This window comes from Nostoc sp., assembly GCF_036917315.1.
Lineage (GTDB): Bacteria > Cyanobacteriota > Cyanobacteriia > Cyanobacteriales > Nostocaceae > Nostoc.
Window position 1 is genome coordinate 96,038 of record NZ_JBALDR010000050.1, and the last position, 16,165, is coordinate 112,202.

General features: G+C 42.0%; 13 protein-coding genes. 9 read left to right on the plus strand and 4 right to left on the minus strand.

Annotation, left to right across the window (positions count from 1 at the left end; all coding sequences use genetic code 11):
* Positions 1 to 13 precede the first annotated feature (13 nt).
* Positions 14 to 1,396 carry a hypothetical protein gene (locus tag V7K84_RS23815; protein WP_334841666.1) on the minus strand — a complete coding sequence of 461 codons (1,383 nt, stop codon included), beginning with the start codon at positions 1,394 to 1,396 and terminating at the stop codon, positions 14 to 16.
* Between the two features lie 290 nt (positions 1,397 to 1,686).
* Positions 1,687 to 2,202 (minus strand): hypothetical protein, encoded by a 516-nt coding sequence (locus V7K84_RS23820; protein WP_334841667.1) that lies wholly within the window; start codon positions 2,200 to 2,202, stop codon positions 1,687 to 1,689.
* A 242-nt stretch (positions 2,203 to 2,444) separates the two neighbouring features.
* Between V7K84_RS23820 and nfi the strand changes: the two genes are divergently transcribed.
* The 3 genes from nfi (at position 2,445) to V7K84_RS23835 (ending at position 5,839) form a co-directional block, all read left to right on the plus strand.
* Positions 2,445 to 3,110, plus strand: a complete 666-nt coding sequence (gene nfi / locus V7K84_RS23825; RefSeq protein ID WP_334841668.1) for a deoxyribonuclease V — start codon at positions 2,445 to 2,447, stop codon at positions 3,108 to 3,110.
* A 107-nt stretch (positions 3,111 to 3,217) separates the two neighbouring features.
* Entirely contained in the window at positions 3,218 to 3,766 is a 549-nt protein-coding gene (locus V7K84_RS23830) for an FHA domain-containing protein (protein WP_334841671.1), read from the plus strand.
* Positions 3,767 to 3,880: 114 nt separating this feature from the next.
* Entirely contained in the window at positions 3,881 to 5,839 is a 1,959-nt protein-coding gene (locus tag V7K84_RS23835) for an FHA domain-containing protein (protein ID WP_334841672.1), read from the plus strand.
* Here the strand turns inward: V7K84_RS23835 and V7K84_RS23840 are convergent.
* Positions 5,799 to 6,203 carry a hypothetical protein gene (locus V7K84_RS23840; protein ID WP_334841674.1) on the minus strand — a complete coding sequence of 135 codons (405 nt, stop codon included), beginning with the start codon at positions 6,201 to 6,203 and terminating at the stop codon, positions 5,799 to 5,801. The two genes, V7K84_RS23835 and V7K84_RS23840, sit on opposite strands and share 41 nt — an antisense overlap.
* A gap of 461 nt (positions 6,204 to 6,664) precedes the next feature.
* On the opposite strand from V7K84_RS23840, the gene V7K84_RS23845 reads away from it, so the two are divergent.
* From V7K84_RS23845 to V7K84_RS23855, 3 genes are all read left to right on the plus strand, one after another.
* Positions 6,665 to 7,195 carry a hypothetical protein gene (locus V7K84_RS23845; RefSeq protein WP_334841676.1) on the plus strand — a complete coding sequence of 177 codons (531 nt, stop codon included), beginning with the start codon at positions 6,665 to 6,667 and terminating at the stop codon, positions 7,193 to 7,195.
* Between the two features lie 638 nt (positions 7,196 to 7,833).
* Positions 7,834 to 8,235 carry a DUF3368 domain-containing protein gene (locus V7K84_RS23850; protein ID WP_334841677.1) on the plus strand — a complete coding sequence of 134 codons (402 nt, stop codon included), beginning with the start codon at positions 7,834 to 7,836 and terminating at the stop codon, positions 8,233 to 8,235.
* Between the two features lie 186 nt (positions 8,236 to 8,421).
* On the plus strand, positions 8,422 to 10,188 hold the full coding sequence (locus V7K84_RS23855; protein ID WP_334841679.1) for a tetratricopeptide repeat protein: 1,767 nt from the start codon (positions 8,422 to 8,424) through the stop codon (positions 10,186 to 10,188).
* Between the two features lie 70 nt (positions 10,189 to 10,258).
* Here V7K84_RS23855 and V7K84_RS23860 read toward each other — a convergent pair whose 3' ends face one another.
* A complete protein-coding gene (locus V7K84_RS23860; RefSeq protein ID WP_334841681.1) occupies positions 10,259 to 10,756 on the minus strand; it encodes a pentapeptide repeat-containing protein in 498 nt (165 codons plus the stop codon).
* Between the two features lie 265 nt (positions 10,757 to 11,021).
* Between V7K84_RS23860 and gcvT the strand changes: the two genes are divergently transcribed.
* From gcvT to gcvP, 3 genes are all read left to right on the plus strand, one after another.
* Positions 11,022 to 12,158: a glycine cleavage system aminomethyltransferase GcvT gene (gcvT, locus tag V7K84_RS23865; protein ID WP_334841683.1), complete on the plus strand. Its 1,137-nt coding sequence runs from the start codon at positions 11,022 to 11,024 to the stop codon at positions 12,156 to 12,158.
* 125 nt (positions 12,159 to 12,283) lie between these two features.
* Positions 12,284 to 12,673 carry a glycine cleavage system protein GcvH gene (gene gcvH / locus V7K84_RS23870; protein ID WP_289797706.1) on the plus strand — a complete coding sequence of 130 codons (390 nt, stop codon included), beginning with the start codon at positions 12,284 to 12,286 and terminating at the stop codon, positions 12,671 to 12,673.
* A 318-nt stretch (positions 12,674 to 12,991) separates the two neighbouring features.
* Positions 12,992 to 15,928, plus strand: coding sequence for an aminomethyl-transferring glycine dehydrogenase (gcvP, locus tag V7K84_RS23875; RefSeq protein ID WP_334841685.1), 2,937 nt, complete (start codon positions 12,992 to 12,994; stop codon positions 15,926 to 15,928).
* The last annotated feature ends 237 nt before the right edge of the window (positions 15,929 to 16,165 follow it).

Sequence of the window (16,165 nt, forward strand, 5' to 3'; positions counted from 1 at the left end):
AAGAGCGATCGCGTTACTTGCCAGGGACGGCATTTTTTTCAGCGTAGTTAATATTTTTCTGATATTCTTTAATTTTTTGCTGGGCTACTAGATAATTTGGGCTAGAAGATTGCACAGTTTTCATAAGTGCGATCGCAGCTTGCCACTGACTCACAACTGTCTTCCACTCATCTGGAGATTTTGCTAGCTGGGTTAGTTTGGCAGCACTTGTTGCTTTATTAACAGCCTCTCGGAATGTATCAGTTTGAGACGTGAATACTGTTAGAAATGGACTTGGCGAAGTAACTGGAAAAGCTATATAAGTTGGTACTTTTTCTTTTGTTTTGGGAATTTTTGCTGATAAATATATTCCAATATAAACCAAAGGAATGAGCATAATTATCAACAGTTTTTTCTTGATATTTTTAGGCTTTTGAGAATTATCTTGAGATAACGAGAGTATAAGTAAATGCTGCTTTTTCCCTTTTTTGATTTGGGTTAGCCCCATATCATCACGCAATCTGTCAATTTTTAAAATTGTGCGATCAATACTGTAGCTTTTACGTTTAGTTTGTAAATTTTGGACTAGAAGTGTCAGGTGTGGAATTAAGCGGTTTACTATTAAGTGTTCTAATTGGTATAGATATGCGGCAGTGAACATCCAAATCATGAACCAACGTTGACTTAAAAAATCATTATTTTCAATGCTGTAAAAAATTCCGTTTGTTGCGCGTCCTGTTAAATGCCCTGTACAACCATTAAAATATTCTGGTATTTTATTGTACAAGTTGCAATTAAAAAAAGCTAATTCTGAGAAAATAGTTAGGATTAGCATAAAAGATAATCCCATAACCACTGTGCCATAGAAACCAGCCCATAAACTATTCAAGGTAGGTATCCATTTAGGTAATTTATTAGATAATTTAGGCTTTTGCCAAATAAACCAAAAAATATGGTAAACAAAGGCTAAGAAAATGGTTGGTATTAATAAGCCGAATAAAACAGAAAATATTAATAATATAGGGCTGTTGCCGAGAAGTGATATAAATACTCCGGCTAATCCAAAAACTATTAAACGTGCGCCAGGAAATGCTATGGGAACTAGAATAATCGCCCTAAACCAAGAACTAGGATAAGGAAACCAAACTGGCCATATTTGAGAGAGTTTTTCGTATTTTCCCTGTTTAGCTAGTTCTAAAATACTAGAATTTTTTTTAATCTCCTCATTCTCAGGAGTCAACTTTAAATCATCTATCCAAGCTACTGAGGTTTGTCCTTTGCCTTTTCCGTAGATTTTTACGGACTTAATAGGTGTAGCTTCTAACTTTATTATTAGTTTACGAATAAAAGTGACCGATGATTCTTGCTCCGGTACTTGAAAAGATTCCAGCATTACCTGTAAGCAACCATCTTTCAAGACTACTTTGGCAGTAATATCCTTTGGTTGCAGGAGATAATTAATTACTGATGCGATCGCTTGTGCATCTCCCTGTTTAGCAAGTTCTAAAAGATTTGGCTGTATCATAACCAATAAATCCGAAAACCTAAGAAAATATCTTCTATCTCAGGGTTCCCCATTTACAGGTAAAAAAAATATTTTAAAAGTCTTTAAATCCCTATAGTGAAAATATACCTGAATTTATCATAATTGCAACAAAAACATCAATTTTATACTATTTTTCTGCGTCTCTGGGTGAGTATTAAACATTAACGTTCCTTTGTAATTACAGAGCTACCATTACTAATACTTACTTTTTGAATAAAAACGTTAGTACAAGATGATAAAATATCAGAACTTATTTGATTAGCAATAAATTCAAAATCTTTGTTTGTTAATCCCCGTGCAGTATCGCCGCTTAGGTTAATAGAAATGGTTAGATTTTGAGTATTACTAGAAGACTGTTCATTATCTACTGCTTCTACTTCTGCTATGCTCAAATCAAACTCTTTACTCCAAGCTGGAAACTCTTTACCCGTTTGTTGCCCGTAAACTTTCACTTTTTGAACAGATACAGCCCCTAAAGCGGTTAACCCTTTGCGGATAAATGCAACTAAAATTGGCTGATTTAGCACTTGGGCAGATTCTAGTATTACCTCCAAGCAAGCATCTTGGAAGCCAACTTTTGCAGTGATTCCTTTGGGGTGTAAGTGACGGTTCATCAGAGATGCGATCGCTTCTGCATCTCCCTGTTTTGCAAGTTTTAGAATATTTGGCTGTGTCATAACCAGTAAAAGAGAAAATCTAGAAAAATAAACTTATATTCTCAGGATTCCCTCTTGACAGCCTTAAGTAACATTATGATGCAAGATATCAGCTAACCTGGGCTAAAATATTTAGTATAAAGATAGTCATTCACAGATTTTTACAAAAATCTATTTTCCCTGTATCAACATCAAAAAGTTTTGTTTTTGTGCTTGCTAAATTAACAAGATTAATATTAATCAGTTAAATTCCAATTTTCAATATGAAATTTTACCGAGATCATGCTTGGCCTTCAACGCTAGAAGAAGCCATAGTTATCCAAGAAACGCTGCAAAATCAAGTAATTACTGAGGATCGACTGCAAGAACCTATCCAGTATGTTGCTGGGGTGGATATGGGTTTTGAAGCTGATGGGACAATTAGCCGTGCTGCTGTCGCAGTCCTAAGTTTTCCTGATTTGCAAATAATCGAGACAAGCCTAGCACATCGTCCTACAACCTTTCCTTATGTTCCTGGGTTCCTCTCATTTCGGGAAATACCAGCCGTCCTCGATGCCCTGGAAAAGATTAAAACAACACCAGATATCATTCTGTGTGATGGTCAAGGAATTGCCCATCCCCGCAGATTAGGTATAGCTAGCCATTTAGGGTTACTTATAGATATACCGACAATTGGTGTAGCTAAGTCGAGGTTGATAGGTAAGCATGAAGAATTGGCAGAAACCAAAGGCAGCACGCAACCACTAATATATAACGGTGAAACCATTGGGGCAGTTTTGCGATCGCGCACAGGAGTAAAACCTCTGTATATCTCCAGTGGTCATCGAATTAGTTTACCGACAGCCATTGACTATGTATTACGCTGCACGCCCAAATATCGGCTGCCAGAAACAACACGCATTGCTGATAAATTAGCGTCGGATAGATAAAGCTTGTTGAAGTTTTTTCTAAATACTTGCTTCCACCTACTCAATCATGTTAGGAATCGCACAGAAAGAAGTTGAAGTAGCTAAATACGATTTACGAAGTTAGAACCATGAACGCACTAACTTTACAGTGGCACGATGCAGGTCAAGATAAAACTCAAAATATTTACGAACAACAGCCAAGTCAAAATCATGGCACTGTCCGCATCGGTCGCGATCCCCTCCGGTGCGACATTGTTCTGAGTCATCCTACTGTGTCTGGACTGCACGTTGAAATATTTTTTCATCACCACCAACAGCGCTTTTATATCAGGAATTTGCGATTGCAAAATCCCCCCGTTGTCAATGGACAGCAATTAGTCCAAGGTGAAATGCCTTTAACTGAGGGTACTAGCATCACTTTAGGACAAATAAAACTCAATGTTACAAGCATTTCCACAGGTAGCATTCCAGCAACAATTTTGCTACCACCCAATCCAGCAGTAAATCTCGGACATCACCATCACCCACAAACACCCCCCGCACCACCGCCAGGAGTTTATGGCTTAGAATGCCCCAAATGTCATAAAGTTTCCCCAGGAGAGAATCTACAAATTGGCTGTCATTGGTGTGGGACATCTTTAGCTGCGGCTGTGAGTGTGTTGGTAGCAAGGAATTAGGGAGCAGAGGAGCAGAGGAGCAGGGGAGCAGGGGAGCAGGGGAAGAATTCCTAACTCTTGACTTAATGACCAATGACAAATGACCAATGACAAATGACAAATGACAAATGACCAATGACAAATGACCTACAAATCCAATTAAGTTGGGAAGAACCAGCGACGGGCGAACGGCGAGAACCACTGTTGAATGTGCCGATCGCTTTTGGTCGAGAATTTGCCCGCTTACCTCCTGAACTCAGGGGAATGCGGGTTTCTCGGATGCTGCTTAACAGTAACGAAGTTTCTCGTTACCATGCCCTAATTGACTGGGAACAAGACCATTTAGTAGTGATTGACCAAGGTAGCGTTAACGGTGTCTATGTCAACGGTCAACCACAAACGCGCAGTGTCCTGGTTAATGGCGATACGTTGCAAATTGGCCCGTATTTGATTGCAGTGACATTTGGTGCTAGCGCTTCTGCACCAGATACTAGCCCCCCTTCAACGATTCACTTCAACGCAAATACCAATCGCCCAGACCCCAGCTTGCCTGTAGTTCAGCCGCTAGCGCCCGTGGCAAGTAATTTCCCGCCATTGGCATTTCAGGCACAAAAGGTCTCTGTGCAAGCACTTCATGCTACGGGATTACCAGTAGATGAATCTGATTATCTAGCGATCGGGGCGGGATTGGGTAGCTTTTTATGGGCTGATTTGCTGCGAATTAGTGGTGTACGTGCTGACAAAATTGTGGCTTTGGGATTAGAGGCGGAACCTTATGCCCGTTACAAGCGCCTCTGTCTGAATTCGCAAATTCCTTTATATGAAAGATTGCGTTCTAATTCTGATTCTTGTCCCGATAATATTTGGGGTTGGCCTAGTTATGCCTTGCGTGAAGCTTGGCGAGACTTAGCCAAAGGAGAGATAAAGCCAGCATTCAAGTATTTATGGCAAGTTTTTGCTGAACCAACATTTGCAGAAACTTATACTCCCCGTGCGGGTAACGTCTTTGATTCCATAGATAGGGAGGCGAAGCGCATTGGCTGGAATCAAATTTATCGCTATGGGCGAGTTAGGGTAATTCGCAAAACTGATGATGGCAGATATTGCGTAGCCTATTCTCGCGGCCCAGGAAATTATGCTTTTTTAGTTAGTCGTTATTTACATTTAGCTACTGGATATCCAGCAATTCAGTTTCTCCCAGATTTGCAAGCTTATAGAGAAAAATATCAAGACTTTAAATCTGTTGTCAATGCTTATGAAGCTCACGATCGCGTTTATGAGCAACTAGAGCAACATGGTGGTACGGTATTGATTCGGGGGCGGGGAATTGTGGCTTCGCGGATTGTGCAGCGAATTTATGAAGCCAGAAAACGAAATCAGAATATTGCAGTTTTGCATTTAATGCGATCGCCTAAACCCCAAGGCAACAAATTTCAAAATACCCAGCGCCTAGTCAAAAATCATTACGAATTTCAACCCTTTAACTGGCCAAAAGCCTGTTGGGGCGGCGAACTCCGGGCAATGTTAGAAAAAGCCACCCCCGATGAACGCAAGCGTTTACTAGCAGACTGGGGTGGAACTACCACCGCCGACCGCCAAGACTGGCAGCAAATTACTGCCCAAGGGTTAAGCGAAGGCTGGTATCAAATTACCTTCGGAGAGGTGCTGGATGTGGAACGAGATGCGCAAAACCGGACTATTACCCGTATCCGAGAGCAAAGCTTTGGGGAAATAAAATTGCTAGCTGATTTTATTGTTGATGCTACTGGACTGGATGCCAAGGTAGATGCCAATCCCCTCTTGGCAGATTTGGTGAAACATTACAATCTTCCAGTGAATCATCTGGGGCGATTGACTGTAGCGAACAATTTTGAGTTAGTAGAAATGCGTAGCGATAGAGGTCAAATGTATGCTGCGGGAGCCATTACTTTAGGTGGCCCTTACGCCGCAGTTGATAGTTTCTTGGGCTTGCAATACGCCGCATTAGTCGCCGTTGATGGACTCGCCGCCGCCCGTGCGCCTGGAGTTCAAAAGTTGAATACTATAAGTTCTTTTAGCCAGTGGTTGAAGTGGGTGTTAAATCAGTCACCTTAGTATTAGGGGCAGGGGGGATAGAATATTTATCTGGCTGTTTTGAGTAGCAAATCCCAACTTCGAGGTTAAAAGGTGCGACTTCGAGGATAAAAGGCGCAACGTTGAGGATAAAAGGTACAACTTCGAGGATAAAAGACTCAACGTCGAGGTTCAAAGGCTCAACTTCGAGGATAAAAGGCTCAACGTTGAGGATAAAAGGTGCAACTTCGAGGTTCAAAGGTGCAACTTCGAGGATAAAAGGTGCAACTTTGAGGATACAAGGCTCAACTTCGAGGCTCAAAGGCGCAACTTCGAGGATAAAAGGTGCAACATTGAGGATGAAAGGCTCAACTTTGAGGATACAAGCCTCAACGTCGAGGCTCAAAGGCTCAAGTGCGATCGCATCATTCTTGCTCTTTGATGTTGCCTAACTACTAATTAGTACAAATTTCTCAAACTTCATATTAAAAACCTGCGTTTCTAAGGCTTTTATGCATACGACTCTATGCAATAGGGAGTCAGTATCAGCCTTTATGCATAGGCGTAGCCCGCCGCAGTCATCGCACTCGATCGCGATCTACATTCCTATATACAATTTTAACATTACCAGTACATTAAAAATCGTGTTCAATGTGTCGCTCAACGATGTGCTGCAAAGAATCGAGTTGGGTAGTACCTATGGTGCAAGCTAACTTTCTAACTGAATAATCTAGAATCATATTTAGGCGCTTATGGCGCTAGTAGCAGCGGTATTTCCGATCGTCGCGCTCTGTTATCGGGCGGCACAATCTTAATCTCTTTCTCGAAAGAGAAATATATCTTTATCAATGGTTTAAATTACCGATTATGAAACTTAAAGACATATCCTCAAATTTTCCCCGTCGTCAAGTTATCAAAACTGCTCTCACTTTTGTGACTGGCTTAACTACGACATCATTATTATCTTTTGTGATTACCAAATCCACCAAGCCAGCACAAGCAATTGTTGTGCAACGACCAAATGAATTTGAACTTAAAGGTAAAGATACTAACATCAAGTATTCAATTATCAATGGAGTTCTACAGCTTGATTACAAAACTCCAAAAATTTCTGAGCATTTTAGTGGCGATCAAATTCAGACATTAGCTACTGATATCGGTACGCTACTGACGATAATTATTAGCAGACCACTAAACCCTGATTTGGGAGGAAATATAGTTAAACTGAGCTTACTCTTACCAATTATCAACCTAGCGATCGGAACACGAGAAACTCCTGTCGAAACCGAAGCCATTTTAACTACTCAAAAAACATCAGGATTTATTCGTACTCCCCTATTTGGACAATTACAGTCATATCAAACTATAGTACTCACCGGAACTGCTAGATACCGCTAGATACGGTCTAATTTCTGAAATTAATTCTTTTGGAAAACTAATTATCAACTATCCCTTAACTCGCAATACGGTTCAGTTAAGAATATTTGTAGGTTGAGTTGAACGTTCGCGTAGCGTCCAGTAGGGAAGTGAAACCCAACAAATTGTTTGTTGGATTTCGTTACTCAACTCAACCTACACATTTTCATTTTTTGGGCTTAATTGATTATTGTAGCGACGGCGATTCTTCGCGTCTCTTGTCTTAACCGAATTAGCGGAGATTTTACAACTAGGCAATTTCCCAATTGCAAATCTCAAATCTTACAAAATCACACCAAATTGATACCACATAATAGTTGTAGCTTAAATTTTAGCAGCGATCGCCCATCAATTCTAACTTCAAAGGGCGATCGCTCCTTTTTATCTCTTCCTTCTCTGCGAGACGCTGCGCGAACGTGCCCTTTGCGTCCTTCCCTTCGGGACGCTTCGCGAACGCGGTTCGATTCTCATGTTCCCTTATATCTAAAGTACAGTGAAAAATAGAGCGATCGCTAGCTGTTTCGAGATTAACTCTTCACCTTTGATTGTTCTTTTAAAAAGTTAACAAACAAAATTAATTCCCTAATTATTCACACAAGTTTTAGTTCCATTCGGTGTTCTTGAAGAAGTCACCAAAAAATGATGATGTCGCATCAACACAATTACCCAGTATTTCTTGGATACAAACAGTAGAAGTTAATGCTATTGGCTCCTGTTGTAGCAGCTTGGGATATTTGGGAAAGGGAGAATCACAAGTATTGAATTTGGCACTAAAAAATTCCGACTGTGCCGCTATTGTTGACGATAGAGCAGCACGGCGTTACGGTCAAGCTTTAGGTATTAATACCATTGGAACAGGAAGCTTGCTGATATTAGCAAAAAGACGTGGATTAATCCCAAGCATATCTCCTGGAATTCAAGCTTTACGTGACGCTGGTTTGTGGTTATCCGATACTTTGGTCAATTTACTGAAAACTTCAAGCAGGAGAATAGCGATCGCTATCAATTGTAACTTCAAATAGCTTTTGCTTCCTTTTCTCTCTTCCTTTTTGCCCTCTGCGACTCTACGGTTTGATTCTCATACTAAATAACAAGGCACGTAGCCACTAGATTTAAATATTTTTATACAAACGGTACTTTTACCCCAAGCAGATAAGATTTTCCAATGGGGACAAAGCTACAATAAAAATAAACTTCACAAGCTGTTTATGCAATGGGCTAATTTTCTAGCCAAAGAAGCTGCTACGAATGGCTTATCTCTAGAGCAAACGGCAGCTTTTACAAAATATTTTCAGACAGAAAACTTAAGTAAAACTAAAGCTAAACTTGCCAGCGAATTAAACGTTGATATTGCCGCTTTCACAAAGTGGGTGGGTGAGGTATATGACAAGTTTGCCCAGAATTCTCCTGAGTTAGCGACTTTCAACAATCGAGACAAACTAGAAAAGTTACAAGCTTATCTCAGCCTAAAATATAATAGCGAATTAGATGCCCTCAAACCATTGGCAGCGATGAAATTATTCAAATCGCTAGTGGTTCGAGAAAGACTGCAACAAGAAGCTTGGGTTGCGAGAAGAATTTGTAAATTTTTGGGATATTTACCTTTAGCGTTAGAGTTAGTGGGACGATATTTGGATAAAATGCCAGATTTGTCTCTGGAAACACTGCTGAAGCGGCTAGAGAAGAAACGAGTGGAACATGAACCAGTAGTCAATGCTAACTCATTGATGCCTGATGAATACGGTATATTTGAAGCTTTTGAATTGAGTTGGGAACAGTTGGATGAAAATGCCCAAAGCTTTGGCTGTTTGCTAAGTTTGTGTGCTTTAGCTGACATTCCCCTATCTGTTGAGACAATAGAAGATGACAAAAAACAAGAACTCAACGAGAAAGCCATAGCCGATTTACTGGAATTGCATTTGCTACAACAGAAAAATAAAGGCATTTATTTTCTAAATCCACAGATTCGGCAACTTTTCCGAATGAAGTTGGATAAATCAAGTGAGGCGGATGAAGCAAAAACTAAATTTGCAACCATGATGTTAGAGGTAGCAAAGCTAATTCCACAACAGCTTAACTCTGAAGATGTTCTCAACCTCACTCCACATATCCCGCATATTACAGAAGTTGCAACTCACCTATCCGAATATCTAGGCGATGACAATCTAATCACTCTGTTTACCAAATTAGCCTGGTTTTATCAAGGTCAAGGACTTTATCAGCAAGCAGAACCTTGGTTGCAACGGTGTATAGAACTAACTCAAAATCGTCTTGGTTCAGAACATATCCATGTCGCCACTAGTCTGAACAATTTAGCAGCACTCTACGAAACTACAGGACGCTACAGGGAAGCCGAACCATTGCTTGAGAAAGCTTTAGCACTGAGAAAACGCCTGCTAGGAGAAGAACATAACGATGTCGCCACTAGCCTGAGCTATTTGGCATTAATCTACGAATATACAGGACGCTATAGCGAAGCCGAACCTTTGTATCAGCAAGCTTTAGAACTGTGGAAACGCCTAGTAGGAGAAGAACATCCCCATGTTGCCACGAGTCTGAACAATTTAGGAGCATTGTACTGTTATACAAAACGCTACAGTGAAGCCGAACCCTTGTTCAAGCAAGCATTAAAACTGAGAAAACGCCTGCTGGGAGATAACCATACCGATGTTGCCACCAGCCTGAATAATTTAGCACAACTTTACGAATCTACAGGAAGTTACAAGCAAGCCGAACCTTTGTATGAGCAAGCTTTAGAACTGAGTAAACGTCTGCTGGGAAATAACCATCCCGATGTCGCTATTAGTCTAAACAATCTAGCAGCACTCTACCGTCATACAAGACGCTACAGGAAAGCCAAACCTTTATTTGAGAAAGCTTTAAAAATTTGCGAACGGACTTTAGGTATAAGTCATCCGACAACTATGACGGTTCGGGCAAATTATGCCAGCTTTTTAAGAGAAGCATATCACTAGCGATCGCTGCGCGTAATTCGTAATTCGTTAAAAAATATATCCCTCTTCGTTAGCGAAGAGGGGTTAGGATTTACTTACATCCTAAAGACTTGCGAGTATCCACACCAGTTTTAGAATTCACACCACTTGCTTTAACACAAAGCTTTTTCACTTGTATTCCATCTAAAATTGCATTCGTAAAATCAGTACCTGTTATATCCACACCATCAAAAGTAGAACGCAGCATCATTGCATCAGTCAACACCGCATCACTTAAGTCAGCATCCTTAAACCTGCTTAGATAGGCTATACCTTCACTAAAATCAGCACCATGCAGATTTACTCCCTCCAATACGCTACCGTTAAATACGCCACCACGTAAGTCAGCATTGCTAAAATTAGCATTCTCTAATTTGAGATTGGTAAACTCACTACCAATTAAACTTTGACCAGAGTAATCCTTGCCCTTGAGTTCATCATTACCCACAGAACGGGTAATACTAGAAGAACTTGCAGCTTGCGCCGATAGGGGAAACAAAAAAAGAACCATAGCTAAGACAAAGCTAGCTAACAGTTGCCAATATTTCATAATCTCTTCTTAATAAATCTCAACATTGCCACCATTAACTATTAAACCTTACAGAAGGGGATAAGGGAGCAGGGGAGCAGGGGAGCAGGGGAGCAGAGGAGAATTAGTAGTAGTAAGTTTTTCTCCTCTGCCCCTCTGCCTCTCTGCCTCTCTGCCCCTATGCCCTATGCCCCATAACCATAACCAATTCAATACATAAAGACTGTAAAACTAGAAAGCATCTCGTAGGATGATAGATGTTGAGGTGCGATCGCAATAATTACCTGTGGCTAATCAAGAAGACAACGCCCAATCTCTGGCGCGAACCCCTTTATATCAACTGGGTGTAGAACTCAAGGCACGCCTTACCAGCTTTGGCGGCTGGGAAATGCCCGTGCAATTTAGTGGAATTAGCCGCGAACACGAGGCTGTAAGAAATACAGCCGGAATGTTCGATATTTCCCATATGGGCAAATTTACCCTCCAAGGTAAAAACCTGATTTCCCAACTCCAGCCGCTAGTACCTTCCGACTTGAGTCGTTTGCAAGCTGGTCAAGCACAATACACCGTATTGTTAAATCCTCAAGCGGGAATTATTGACGACATCATTGTTTATTATCAAGGTGAAGACACCAGTGGTACACAAAAGGCATTCATCATAGTCAATGCGGCAACTTCTGCTAAAGATAAAGCATGGCTATTGCAACATCTTGACCTGGATAAATTACAATTCCAAGACCTTTCACCAGATAAAGTCTTAATTGCCGTGCAAGGGCCAAAAGCGATTAAGTATCTCCAGCCATTAGTTCAAGAAGACTTACAACCAATCAAAGCCTTTGGACATTTAGAAGCAACTCTACTAGGTAAACCTGCATTCCTAGCTCGCACAGGTTACACCGGAGAAGATGGCTTTGAGGTGATGGTAGACCCAGATGTGGGAGTAGAATTGTGGCGAAGTCTCCATAAAAGTGGTGTTATCCCCTGTGGACTTGGTGCGAGAGACACTCTGCGCCTAGAAGCAGCGATGGCACTTTACGGACAAGATATCGATGACACCACCACACCCTTAGAAGCAGGTTTAGGGTGGCTAGTTCACTTAGATACTAAAGGCGATTTTATTGGTCGGGAAGTTTTAGCAGAGCAAAAATCCAAGGGAGTGCATCGCCGATTGGTTGGTTTGCAAACCCAAGGACGCAACATTGCCCGTCATGGCTATCAAGTGTTATCCACAGGTAAAGTTGTGGGAGAAGTTACTAGTGGCACCCTGTCACCTACACTTGGTTATCCCGTTGCATTAGGCTACGTTCCCACCCAGCTAGCAACTGTCGGTCAGCAGCTAGAAGTCGAAATTCGCGGCAAAGCTTATCCAGCAGTTGTAGTTAAACGTCCCTTTTATCGGTCAAAAAATCGTGTTGCCAACTGATAAGCGCTGAGGTTTTTGAGGAATAATGTGTTGTGAGTTATTCAATCTACAGTCAGGTTCATTACCGGATATGGCTTGCATGACTATTGGGGCAATAATTTTTTTAATAAGGGAGAGGAAGTGATATGTCTTTTGAATATCCTCAAGATTTCAGATACCTGGATTCTCATGAATACGTGCGAATAGATGGTGAAATTGCCACCATTGGCATTACTGAGTTTGCCGTACATGAATTGGGTGATATCGTCTTTTTGGAACTACCAGAAATTGGCGACGCTCTTACCAGGGGAGAAAACTTTGGCACAATTGAATCAGTGAAAGCCGTTGAGGAACTGAATTCACCAGTAACAGGCACCGTTATAGAACGGAATGAAGCCTTAATTAGTTCTCCCGAAGAAGTGTCAGAAGACCCTTACGGGGAAGGGTGGTTTTTGAAAGTGCGCGTCAATGACCCTGGCGAAGTTGAAGATGCCTTGACAGCTGATGAGTATCGCGCCCAAGTAGAAGGGGAGTAGGACCCGGATTTCTCACGCATAGTGTAGGCTTCAGGGGAAGAGGAGTGTGGGGAGTGTGGGGAGTATGGGGAGTATGGGGGGTAAGACTTCTTCTCCATCCTCCCACACCTCCCACACCCTTTGGATTTCTCTCTTGTGAGAAATCCAGGTAGGAGTGCTGAGTGCTGAGTGGAAGAGTAAGGGAGTAGGTGAGTGGAGGAGGTAATTAACAATTACTCTTATTCACCTATCCAATATCTTCCGAATCCCCAGTCCCCAGCCCCCAGTTTAAGAGTATTTATTGCAAAATATGAAATAGTACCATCTGGAGAGTAATTTGTGGTATTGAACGCCCCTATTCTCAAGTCTCATGAGCAGCAAGTGCTGGACGAAAAAAATCAAAAGTTAAGTAGTTTTGTGCCAAGACACATTGGCCCTAACTCCGATGATATTCAACAAATGCTTAAGGTTTTGGGGTTTCCCAGCCTGGATGCCCTAATCGACCAAACAGTTCCACAGACAATTAGGTTGAAGCAACCGCTAAAGTTACCAGCAGCAGAAAGTGAGTATGCAGCACTGGCATCTTTAAAAAAAGTTGCTGCCAAAAATCAGGTTTTTCGCTCATACATTGGTATGGGCTATTACGACAGTATTACCCCACCTGTGATTGGGCGTAATATCTTAGAAAACCCTGGTTGGTATACTGCTTACACTCCTTATCAGCCAGAAATTGCCCAAGGGCGACTAGAAGCGCTGCTGAATTTTCAAACCCTGATTATCGACCTCACAGGTTTAGAAATTGCCAATGCTTCCTTACTTGATGAAGCCACAGCAGCAGCAGAAGCGATGAGCCTAAGCTACGGTGTCTCCAAAAATCAGGCAGATGCTTATTTTGTCTCTCGTGATTGCCATCCCCAAACCATCGACGTGTTGCAAACACGCGCTAAACCATTGGGGATTAAAATTATTGTCGGCGATCATCAAACATTTGATTTCGATCGACCAATTTTTGGGGCTGTTCTGCAATACCCTGCAAGTGATGGCACTATTTACGACTACCGCGCTTTTATCGAAAAAGCCCATGCTAAGGGTGCATTGGTGACGGTAGCAGCAGATCCTCTAAGTTTAACTTTACTGACTCCTCCTGGGGAATTTGGCGCTGATATTGCTGTCGGAAGCACTCAGCGGTTTGGTATTCCTTTGGGGTTTGGGGGGCCTCATGCAGCATACTTTGCTACGAAGGAAGAGTATAAACGGCTGGTTCCAGGGCGAATTGTGGGAGTATCAAAAGATGCCCAAGGTAAACCTGCATTACGTCTCGCCTTGCAAACCCGCGAACAGCACATCCGCCGCGAAAAAGCTACTAGTAATATCTGTACTGCACAGGTGCTGCTGGCGGTAATGGCGAGTATGTACGCTGTCTATCATGGGCCAGATGGACTGAAGCAAATTGCGGAGAATATCCACCAGCTAACTTTAATGTTGGCAGCAGGACTAAAGCATCTGGGTTACAAAATTAGTTCTGAATATTTCTTTGATACACTGCGGGTAGAATTGGGAACACGCAGCCTGGAGGTAATTCTCGAAGCTTGTCAAGCACGGAATATTAACCTGCGGATTTTTGATGACACTGCCGTTGGTATCTCTGTAGATGAAACAACTACAGCAGATGATTTAATAGAGCTTTTCGAGATTTTTGCAGCACCTGATAGTCTATTGTTCGGTTTTAAAGAAATTGGAGACTTAATTGCAGCACGGCGCAAATCATCTCTACAAAACTCAACTTTTGCCCGCACCAGTAACTATCTTACCCATCCTGTATTTAACCGCTATCACTCAGAAACTGAATTATTGCGCTATCTGCACAAGCTGGAAAGCAAGGACTTGTCGCTAACGACATCGATGATTCCTTTGGGTTCTTGCACAATGAAGTTGAATGCAACTGCTGAGATGATTCCGGTAAGTTGGGAGGAATTTGGCAAGATTCATCCATTTGCTCCTGCATCGCAAACGCAAGGTTATCAAATCCTATTCCAGCAACTTGAGGCATGGTTAGCTGAAATTACTGGTTTTGAGGGAATTTCTCTACAACCAAATGCTGGTTCTCAGGGCGAATATGCCGGACTTTTGGTAATTCGTCAGTATCACGAAAATCGGGGCGAAGCACACCGGAATGTTTGTTTGATTCCCACTTCGGCACACGGGACAAACCCAGCGAGTGCGGTAATGTGCGGGATGAAGGTGGTGGCTGTTGCCTGTGACTCACAAGGTAATATTGATGTTGATGACCTGAAGGCTAAGGCAGAAAAACACAGTAATGAATTAGCCGCCTTGATGGTGACATATCCTTCAACTCACGGTGTTTTTGAGGAGCCAATTCAGGAAATCTGCGCTGTTGTCCATAGTCATGGCGGACAAGTTTACATGGATGGGGCAAATATGAATGCCCAAGTGGGAATTTGCCGTCCTGGGGATATTGGCGCGGATGTCTGTCACTTGAATCTGCACAAAACCTTCTGTATTCCTCATGGTGGCGGTGGCCCTGGTATGGGACCCATTGGCGTTGCATCTCATCTTGTGCCTTTTCTACCCGGACATCCTGTTGTTACTATCAACGACTCAACTCAGCACTCACATATTGGTGCTGTGGCGGCTGCGCCTTGGGGTAGTGCGAGTATCTTGGTGATTTCTTGGATGTACATCGCCATGATGGGTGCAGATGGTTTAACACAAGCAACGAAGGTGGCGATTCTCAACGCTAACTACATTGCCAAGAAACTGGAATCATACTATCCGGTTTTGTATCAGGGGAAAAATGGTCTAGTTGCCCATGAATGTATTTTAGATTTGCGATCGCTCAAAAAATCTGCTGCGATCGAAATTGATGATGTCGCCAAGCGTCTCATAGATTACGGTTTCCATGCACCGACTGTCTCGTGGCCTGTAGGGGGTACAATCATGGTGGAACCTACAGAAAGTGAATCTAAGCAAGAGTTAGATCGTTTCTGTGATGCGTTGATTTCTATTCGCCAAGAAATTGCCCAAATAGAAGTTGGCAAGGTGGATATCCAAGATAATGTTTTGAAGAACGCACCCCACACTGCCGAAAGTCTCATCACCGGAGAATGGAATCATCCTTATTCTCGCGAACAAGCTGCCTATCCTGCGCCTTGGACTCGTGAATATAAATTCTGGCCGGCTGTCGGTCGCATTGATGCAGCCTTTGGCGACAGGAATTTTGTTTGTTCTTGTCTGCCAATGGATGCTTATTCGTAGTACCTCAGCGCTAACCGCCTTTCTGTAAACAGAAAGGCGGCTACTATTTGGAGTCTCGGAATAATGGTATGGATTTTGTTTCGTCCCAAGACACAAGATAAAAGATTTCTTTATTAATACTAATTTTTCATGAAGATGCAGGTAATTTTTATTAAACGAACTACAAAGGAAGAGATAATTTAAGTAATTATCCAGCGTAAGTTTACAAAAAATTAGTATAATATTTTATAAATATTG

Coding starts and splice junctions, on each gene's coding strand:
- nfi (WP_334841668.1), top strand. CDS start 2,445: ATGAAATTTTACCGAGATCATGCTTGGCCTTCAACGCTAGAAGAAGCC.
- V7K84_RS23830 (WP_334841671.1), top strand. CDS start 3,218: ATGAACGCACTAACTTTACAGTGGCACGATGCAGGTCAAGATAAAACT.
- V7K84_RS23855 (WP_334841679.1), top strand. CDS start 8,422: ATGCAATGGGCTAATTTTCTAGCCAAAGAAGCTGCTACGAATGGCTTA.
- V7K84_RS23845 (WP_334841676.1), top strand. CDS start 6,665: ATGAAACTTAAAGACATATCCTCAAATTTTCCCCGTCGTCAAGTTATC.
- gcvH (WP_289797706.1), top strand. CDS start 12,284: ATGTCTTTTGAATATCCTCAAGATTTCAGATACCTGGATTCTCATGAA.
- V7K84_RS23835 (WP_334841672.1), top strand. CDS start 3,881: ATGACAAATGACCTACAAATCCAATTAAGTTGGGAAGAACCAGCGACG.
- V7K84_RS23820 (WP_334841667.1), bottom strand. CDS start 2,202: ATGACACAGCCAAATATTCTAAAACTTGCAAAACAGGGAGATGCAGAA.
- V7K84_RS23860 (WP_334841681.1), bottom strand. CDS start 10,756: ATGAAATATTGGCAACTGTTAGCTAGCTTTGTCTTAGCTATGGTTCTT.